At 40.6% G+C, this 7,399-nt stretch carries 10 protein-coding genes; 7 read left to right on the forward strand and 3 right to left on the reverse strand.

Going from position 1 to position 7,399, the window contains the following annotated elements; all coding sequences use genetic code 11:
* The first annotated feature begins 517 nt into the window (after positions 1-517).
* Positions 518-1,942, forward strand: a complete 1,425-nt coding sequence (locus tag IM319_RS16060; protein ID WP_287736256.1) for an AAA-like domain-containing protein — start codon at positions 518-520, stop codon at positions 1,940-1,942.
* Positions 1,943-2,125: 183 nt separating this feature from the next.
* Here IM319_RS16060 and IM319_RS16065 read toward each other — a convergent pair whose 3' ends face one another.
* Both IM319_RS16065 and IM319_RS16070 read right to left on the reverse strand, forming a co-directional pair.
* Entirely contained in the window at positions 2,126-2,389 is a 264-nt protein-coding gene (locus IM319_RS16065; protein WP_286826189.1) for a hypothetical protein, read from the reverse strand.
* Positions 2,386-2,616, reverse strand: a complete 231-nt coding sequence (locus IM319_RS16070) for a hypothetical protein (RefSeq protein ID WP_271971057.1) — start codon at positions 2,614-2,616, stop codon at positions 2,386-2,388. The genes IM319_RS16065 and IM319_RS16070 overlap by 4 nt, the downstream gene beginning before the upstream one ends.
* Before the next feature lie 145 nt (positions 2,617-2,761).
* On the opposite strand from IM319_RS16070, the gene IM319_RS16075 reads away from it, so the two are divergent.
* From IM319_RS16075 to IM319_RS16100, 6 genes are all read left to right on the forward strand, one after another.
* Positions 2,762-2,884, forward strand: coding sequence for a hypothetical protein (locus tag IM319_RS16075; protein WP_002796307.1), 123 nt, complete (start codon positions 2,762-2,764; stop codon positions 2,882-2,884).
* Positions 2,885-2,895: 11 nt separating this feature from the next.
* The gene (locus IM319_RS16080; protein ID WP_002796305.1) at positions 2,896-3,216 is read left to right on the forward strand and encodes a hypothetical protein; all 321 of its coding nucleotides are present in this window, start codon (positions 2,896-2,898) and stop codon (positions 3,214-3,216) included.
* Positions 3,217-3,413: 197 nt separating this feature from the next.
* On the forward strand, positions 3,414-3,863 hold the full coding sequence (locus tag IM319_RS16085) for a serine/threonine protein kinase (RefSeq protein WP_287736258.1): 450 nt from the start codon (positions 3,414-3,416) through the stop codon (positions 3,861-3,863).
* Between the two features lie 32 nt (positions 3,864-3,895).
* Positions 3,896-5,635, forward strand: coding sequence for an SUMF1/EgtB/PvdO family nonheme iron enzyme (locus IM319_RS16090; protein ID WP_287736259.1), 1,740 nt, complete (start codon positions 3,896-3,898; stop codon positions 5,633-5,635).
* 732 nt (positions 5,636-6,367) lie between these two features.
* Complete coding sequence (gene vap15 / locus IM319_RS16095) at positions 6,368-6,604, forward strand: type II toxin-antitoxin system VapB15 family antitoxin (protein ID WP_287078968.1); 237 nt, start codon at positions 6,368-6,370, stop codon at positions 6,602-6,604.
* A complete protein-coding gene (locus tag IM319_RS16100) occupies positions 6,582-7,007 on the forward strand; it encodes a putative toxin-antitoxin system toxin component, PIN family (RefSeq protein WP_286826182.1) in 426 nt (141 codons plus the stop codon). The genes vap15 and IM319_RS16100 overlap by 23 nt, the downstream gene beginning before the upstream one ends.
* A 65-nt stretch (positions 7,008-7,072) precedes the next feature.
* Here the strand turns inward: IM319_RS16100 and IM319_RS16105 are convergent, their stop codons facing one another.
* A complete protein-coding gene (locus IM319_RS16105; RefSeq protein WP_287736261.1) occupies positions 7,073-7,252 on the reverse strand; it encodes a PIN domain-containing protein in 180 nt (59 codons plus the stop codon).
* Between the last annotated feature and the right edge of the window lie 147 nt (positions 7,253-7,399).

The raw sequence follows: 7,399 nt of genomic DNA on the forward strand, positions 1-7,399 counted from the left end.
CCTTATTTCCTAGAAAGTTTTACTCGTTCAAGGCCGAATTTGAAGTCTTTTCTGAACGAAACCCCCTACTATCTGTGGTCAAGGTTCAGTTTTTAGCTTGGTTATCGCTTTTTCCATTGTAGCTTAAAGCCGTCCTAAAACGACGGGGTTTTAACCCAAATTTTCGATAAGTGGTCTGGTTATTTTTCCTACCTTCTCGATGGCTAAACCAAAACGGTTCTTCGGTTTGTCTTATGCAACGTACAGGGTTATAAGCAATGAAACTCTTATAGAGAAAGACATTTGGCGATTTTTGTTAATTGTTTTCGATCTAGAGCGAACTAATCAATCAAATCTCTTGCCAGATAAGGATTTAGTCCATTTATGCCACCCTATCGAACCAGACTAAGTAACGAAGAACCACCAAAACCAGTAAAGTTACGGAATTGATTGTTTCCCTGTTGAGGAGAAGTCTATAGGAAACTCAAAACCTCTAGTAGAGGTGCAGAGTTTGAGTTCAGGACAGGGAAAAACTATCATGGAAAAACCAGAAAAACAGCGCCGCAGACGCGGGGTTGTCCTTACCCCCACAGGACTAGAAAAAATACTTACTGCCAAACAAGAAGCGGAATATCGGGATAATCGCGGTCATCGTTTCACCCTAGAAGTCCTCAGCGAGAAAACTCTTTTAGGGGTAGATACTCTGATGAAGGTATTTGCTTGTGAATCGGGAGTGGATAAACAAACCCTGAAACATTGTTTTCAAGCTTTTAATTTAACTCTAGAAAATAGCGATTATTATCGTCCTAACTTGCCAGAAACTGATACTATTAATCCTCAACTATTGCCTGAGTTACCAGAGGGACAAGTACCCCTCGATTCCCCCTTTTATATCAACAGAAATAATCTAGAACAGATTTGTTATCAAGAGATCTTGCGCGGGGGTAGTCTTATCCGGATTAACGCGGCCAGAAAAATGGGAAAAACTTCCCTGATGACTAGAATTATTAATTATGCACAACAACAGCAATACCATACGCTTTATTTCAGTTTTCGGTTAGCAGAAAGCTCAATTTTTCAAGATTTAAATCACTGGCTGCGTTGGCTTTGTGTTAGTATTAGTCGCCAGTTAGATTTAGAAAATCATCTCCCACAGCATTGGGATGAATTCTTGGGGGGTAAAATTAACTGTAAAATCTATCTAGAAAAGCATATTCTCTCCCATCTTGATCGCCCTTTAGTGATTGCCTTTGATGATCTTGAATATCTTTTATCCTATCCACAGCTAAGGGAAGAATTTTTTAGTATTCTGCACCTCTGGCACGAGGAAGGCAAAAACAAACCCCTCTGGCAAAAATTACGTTTAATTGTTGCCTATTCCTCTGCACACGAGCTTGATAAAACCTCAGATACCTATCAATCTCCTTTTAGTCTTGGCCTACCGATCGAATTGCCTAATTTTACCAGCGCACAAGTACGAGAATTAAGTCAAAGACAGGGATTAGATCAGAATTTTGACTACGAAAAATTACGGATATTTCTAGGGGGTAATCCCTATTTAATTCGTCTTGCTTGCTATCATATTGCTCGGGGTAATTGTACCCTAGAAACTATTTTAGCTACTTCGATCGAGGAGGAAAGTAATATTTTTGCAGACCATCTTAAACGGTTACTTTCACATCTACAATACTTAAAAGGCAATTTAGCGGCTATCTTTGCTAAGGTGGTGATGGCAGAAAAAGACATAGAAATTGATTTAATGCCAGCTTTTCACCTAGAAAGTCTCGGACTGATTCACCGACAAGGTAAGTTTTGCCGAGTCAGTTGTCCTCTCTACCGTCAATATTTTGGCGAATATTTCCGGCAACGTTCTGTTTTTTTGCCGCAAAAAACTTCTATCCTCGCCCAAAAAATTACGCTTGCTCACTTTGATACTTCCGAAAAAAGTCGCTATGCCATGTAATTTCTAGTCCGTTAGGCGCTCGGCTAACACAGGCTAAATTCTAAAATTATCGCCACCAACATCCTCAACGAAAATCAATAATGTCATTATGAGGGAGTGATGCTAAATCCTGTTTAAAAAGTACGGGAGAGTGGCAAGGGGGTTTTTAAAGTTCGAGTGGAACAGGCTTGTAGTTCCTGTGTTTTACGAATAAAACTTTTCGTACTCATCATGATCGCCAATCCAAAACCAGGTCACTGTATCCCCTGACAGCACTCCCAAAGCTCGATGACTCTTCGTTACACGCACTGACCAAATATCTTCGTCGCTGTCAATACACTTAAAATGTAACGATGGATGAAACGGATTCTCCACCCATAACCGATATGCTTTCCTGGCTCCGGCTTTGACTGCTGGCTTCAAGTTGCGATACTTCTGCCAAAATGAAGGCAATGTTGCGGAATTCATAGCTGCTCATAATCCATCGGTGCGGACAATCCTGCCGCAATCTCTTCTTTGGCTTTTCGAGCTGCTACGACTAGATTATTCTTCGTCTGTTTAAAAGACTGATCCCATCGTTTTTCTTCTTCAATTTCTGCAATATAAGCTCGAACGTACTCTACTAACTGCTCTTGAAGCTCATCAGGCAGAGACTCAACCATCTTGATGATCGTGGTAATAGCGGTCGAGGGCATGGTATCTATCAGCGTAGTAGGTTTTCTCTATTCTACAACGTCCACCGCAAACCAAAAATGATATGATTTTTGTGTCCTCTGTGGCTTTGTGGTCAATTAGCCTCGCTCAAAACCAAACAATTTATAATTGAAGAGCGAGGTATTTATGGGTAAAGAAGAAGAACTACTTGAACAATGGCGAGAACTGACACCGGAAAAGCAACAAAAAGTTTTACAATTTGTTCAAACACTGAAATCTAAGTCAGAAACAACAGCACCAATTAATTAGGAGTCTAACCCATGAGCGGCCTCACCATCGAAACCGATTTAGGAAAAATCCTAGACCAGATTAATCAGAATCTTAAAGAGACCAATCAGAAGCTAGACGCGCTCCAGAAAGATGTCACAGAGATCAGGATTGTTCAAGTCAGATTCGAGGCCGAAGTAAAGGGAGATCTCAAGGCATTACAGGGAGAATTCAACACCTTACAAGGTGATTTAAAAGAGATTAAAGGTTCCCAGAAAGCCCAAATTTGGGCATTAATCACCATCTTGGCAACAGCAGTTATCGGAACTGTTATCCGCTTTGTCATCACTGTTCCCCCTGTTAGCAACCCCTAGCTCCCACTGCCAGGGAACAGGCTTCTAGTTGCTGTTTGATATTCAGGTAGAATTAATGATAGAATTGGTGCGTTACGGCGGATTGTTAATTTTGGTTTTTGACCGGATTTGTGACCGCTTAAGGGAGCCTACACATCTTCTCTCAATGAGATCATCAATTTTTTTTAGGTACTTAATCAAATTCCTCCAGATGATTTATGAGTATCCTCTACTGTCTCAATCCCGAATGTTCCCATCCTCAAAATCCGACTCATTATAGCTATTGTCAAGGATGTGGCGGAAATTTAAGCCAAACTAGCCAATCATATTCTTTTCATAGCCGTTATCTCATTGTCGGGGTTTTAGGGGAAGGCGCATTCGGTAGAACTTATCAAGCCGAAGACTTGAATTTTAATCGAAAACCCTGCGTGATTAAAAAATTTATCGCTCAAATGCAGGGAGCGGCTCTGGAGAAGTCTCAGGAGTTATTTCAAAGAGAAGCAGAAAAATTAGACGAATTAAAACACGAACAAATTCCCCCTGTTTATGACTACTTCTCGGAAGGAAACTCTTTCTATTTAGTGCAAGAGTTTATTGAAGGAGAAACCCTACTTCAATATCCTGTAGTTGGGTTGAGGCACGAAACCCAACACAACCAACTTTTTTAACGTCAACCCAACTACTTAAAGGAGTAAAAACAATGACTAATATTGTGCTTAAAAGTGCTAGGGGTGTTAACTATTCTCGATTACAGCAACTCCTAGCAGCGGGAAACTGGAAAGAAGCAGACAAAGAAACACGTAAAGTCATGCTTCAGGTTGTCAGCAGGGAAAGCAAACGTGGATGGCTAAAGACAGAGGATATTGACAATTTCCCCTGTGAAGATTTGCAAACTATTGACCAACTCTGGCTACACTACAGTCAGGGTAAGTTTGGCTTCAGCGTCCAGAAAGAAATCTATGAGAGTCTCGGTGGCACGAGAGGGTATAATGGGGGATTGTTCGAAAATTTCCATCAAGAAGTCTGGAAAAATTTCGGCGATCTCGTCGGCTGGAGAAAAAGAGGAAAATGGTTGTCTTACAGGAACCTAACGTTTAATAATGCAGCCCCCAAAGCTCACTTCCCATTTTTATTTTATCGTTTCGTTGTTCCGCCGATTGGTATCGTGGCAATTTTGGTTTTTTGGGGTTTGTTTTGCTCGATTTTCTCGATCAGTGTGGGATTAACGTTGTGGCCGTTGTGGGTTTTTCTTTTTGGGTGGGCTTTTTTTTGGTTTGTGTTTTGGTTTGCGTTTTGGTATGTGGTTGGTATTTTTACTTGTTGGGTATTTGTGGTTATCTTGGTAGCGTCAGATGTTAATTGGCATAAGCCTAATTGTTTTATTCGGCTTATTCGGCGTATTAAACTTTTTGTCAACTGGGACTTTTTGCGTTCTCTTAAGGATGAGATCGGTTTCAGTTTGCTATATTCGATGTATTGTATTTACTCACTGATGGTTGTGGTTGCTGTGGTTATTGCTAGGCAGATAGGTACCAGTCTGGAGCCGCATTTATTCCCGCTGGCTTTGCAGTTATCGTTTCTTGAGATGTTTCTGCTCCGGTTCGGTCTCAATGGTGGCTTCCTGGGGGCTCTCTCCTCTCGCGCAAAGGATTGTAACTTAGGGAAAAGTAACGCTCCGGTGACATCTACACCCCTACCTAAAGTAGCGCCAACTCCACTGACAAACTTCACCGAAAAAATATCCAAGGGAATAACACTGGAGATGGTAGGCTTACCAGCAGGTCAATTTATCATGGGCTCTCCTGATAGTGATCGCGATGCTACAAGTTATGAAAAGCCTCAACACCCAGTTAAAATAAACAGTTTTGCGATCGGGAAATATCCGGTGACTCAGGCACAATATGAAGCGGTAATGGGAAACAATCCCTCTCTGTTTCAAAACAATCCCCAAAATCCGGTAGAAAAGGTTAGTTGGAATGATGCTCAAGCCTTTTGCCAAAAATTGAGTCAAATAACAGGAAAAACCTATCGCCTACCGACGGAAGCGGAATGGGAATATGCCTGTCGTGCGGGGACAACCACTCGCTATTATTTCGGTGATGATGCCAATCAGTTAGGAGATTACGCTTGGCATAACGGAAATTCTCAGGATAAAACTCATCCTGTGGGCCAGAAAAGGCCTAATGCTTGGGGACTGTATGACATGAGTGGCAATGTTTGGGAGTGGTGCGAGGACAATTGGCACGATAACTATATCGGAGCGCCAAAGGATGGCAGTGCTTGGCTGACAAATGATAATGATTATCAAATACTGCGGGGCGGTTCTTGGTGCAGCAATCCGGATTTCTGCCGTTCCGCTTGCCGCTACTACATCAACCGCCGCGTCAACTTCAGCTACTTCGGTTTTCGGGTGGTGTGCGGTGCTGGGAGGACTCTGTAACCCTTATTCTCTTTTTACCCTTTTTTACCCTTTTTTACTTTTTTCAATTTTTCTCTTTTTCCCGCCTAGCGGCGGGTCGATTTTTTTGAAAAAATTGAGGTAGTAATCTGTGGTTTGTAGGGTGCGTGTTTGCGCGTATTTAAAGGAAATTTGTTAATAATTAAGGCTCTTCGGTTTGTCTTATGCAACGGACAGGATTATAAGAGATGAAACCCTTATATAGAAAGATATTTGGCGATTTTTGTCAATTATTTTTGATCTAGAGCGAACTAATGGATTAAATCTCTTGCCAGATAAGGATTTAGTCGATTTATGCCCCCCTATCGAACCATACCAAGTAACGAAGAGCCATAATTAAACTATGATCGCGCCGTAACGCACCATCTTAAGAAAATTGGTGCGTTACGCTATTACTAACGCACCCGACAAAAGCTTTATATGGTATGATACCAGAGTTAACCTTGATCTCTCAATCAATATCCCCCCGTAGCAATCTCTCCCTAGTAACAGGCTTCTAGTTCCTGTTTGATATTCAGGTAGAATGAATGATATAATTGGTGCGTGGGGCGTGGGGGTTGGTTATCCTTCTCTCAAAGCTTTTAACCTGTAGAATATAACGATCTCAGGTTTTTTGTCAAGTCTAATTTTAGGGGTTTTGCTCCCGTAAACATCAGCTTTTCAGGAACTTGATACCTAATACCTCGCTTTATCAATAAACAATAATTTGAGAAAATGAACCAAAAAACTTACCAACTAACCTTAAACTTTGACCAGATTTTAGATTTGGTTAAACAACTCCCAGAAAGTGACAAAATACAACTCAGTAAAGAACTCGAAAAAGAAACTTTAAATCAAAAACTAACCCAACTTTTAGAAACCTTTAAAACTGATGAGCTTTCCCTGGAGACAATTACCGAAGAAGTGGAGGAAGTTAGGGCTAAAATTTATGGACAACAAGCCACCGATTAAAGTTATTATTGATACTAACCTTTGGATTAGCTTTCTTATTGGTAAACAGTTAGCCAGTTTAAAATATCTACTGATTGAAAAAACTCTTGTGCCGATTTTTTCTCCACAGCTACTTAATGAAATTAACCTTGTTACCAAAAGACCAAAATTACAAAAGCATTTTCCAAAAAGTAAAGTTCAAGAATTACTTGAACTTTTAAGCATAATTGGGTTATGTATTGAGACTAAATCAAAAATTAATATCTGTAGAGACGCTAAAGATAACTACCTTTTAGCCTTAGCCAAAGATAGTCAAGCTGATTTTTTAATTACAGGCGATCAAGATTTATTGATTTTGCAACAATTTGGAATAACTAAAATTGTTACTTATCAACAATTTTTAGTAATCTGTAGATTGGGTTGAGGAACGAAACCCAACCTAGGATAAGATTGGTTTGATTACAATGATGAACAGCTTATCTCCCTACATCATCGCAGCCAATTTTCTACGGTTAATCTCTGAACTCTCAGCATATCTGAGTCATCAGAAATGAGGATGAGATTATGGCTAATAGCTGTTGCTGCCATGAGAATATCAGCCATTTGTATTGGGGTTCCTTTGCGCCTTAAATCAGCAGAAATTGCTGCAGCTTCATGGACAATTTCCATTGTATCTAGGGTCTGCTGAAAAAGTTTTTCGGTGGGGGTTGGGGGTTGGGGGTTGGGGTGTGGGGTGTGGGGTTTTACCCATTTTCAGGTGGTCAATTACCTAATTTTCAGGGAAAAAGTCCCTGAATTTTCCCCCCAATCACTCCA

The organism is Microcystis sp. M113S1 (genome assembly GCF_020246945.1).
Lineage (GTDB): Bacteria > Cyanobacteriota > Cyanobacteriia > Cyanobacteriales > Microcystaceae > Microcystis.

What these genes read in the sequence shown, in the direction of transcription:
- IM319_RS16060 (WP_287736256.1), top strand. Translation starts at nt 518, where the DNA reads ATGGAAAAACCAGAAAAACAGCGCCGCAGACGCGGGGTTGTCCTTACC.
- IM319_RS16065 (WP_286826189.1), bottom strand. Translation starts at nt 2,389, where the DNA reads ATGAATTCCGCAACATTGCCTTCATTTTGGCAGAAGTATCGCAACTTG.
- IM319_RS16070 (WP_271971057.1), bottom strand. Translation starts at nt 2,616, where the DNA reads ATGCCCTCGACCGCTATTACCACGATCATCAAGATGGTTGAGTCTCTG.
- IM319_RS16075 (WP_002796307.1), top strand. Translation starts at nt 2,762, where the DNA reads ATGGGTAAAGAAGAAGAACTACTTGAACAATGGCGAGAACTGACACCG.
- IM319_RS16080 (WP_002796305.1), top strand. Translation starts at nt 2,896, where the DNA reads ATGAGCGGCCTCACCATCGAAACCGATTTAGGAAAAATCCTAGACCAG.
- IM319_RS16085 (WP_287736258.1), top strand. Translation starts at nt 3,414, where the DNA reads ATGAGTATCCTCTACTGTCTCAATCCCGAATGTTCCCATCCTCAAAAT.
- IM319_RS16090 (WP_287736259.1), top strand. Translation starts at nt 3,896, where the DNA reads ATGACTAATATTGTGCTTAAAAGTGCTAGGGGTGTTAACTATTCTCGA.
- vap15 (WP_287078968.1), top strand. Translation starts at nt 6,368, where the DNA reads ATGAACCAAAAAACTTACCAACTAACCTTAAACTTTGACCAGATTTTA.
- IM319_RS16100 (WP_286826182.1), top strand. Translation starts at nt 6,582, where the DNA reads ATGGACAACAAGCCACCGATTAAAGTTATTATTGATACTAACCTTTGG.
- IM319_RS16105 (WP_287736261.1), bottom strand. Translation starts at nt 7,252, where the DNA reads ATGGAAATTGTCCATGAAGCTGCAGCAATTTCTGCTGATTTAAGGCGC.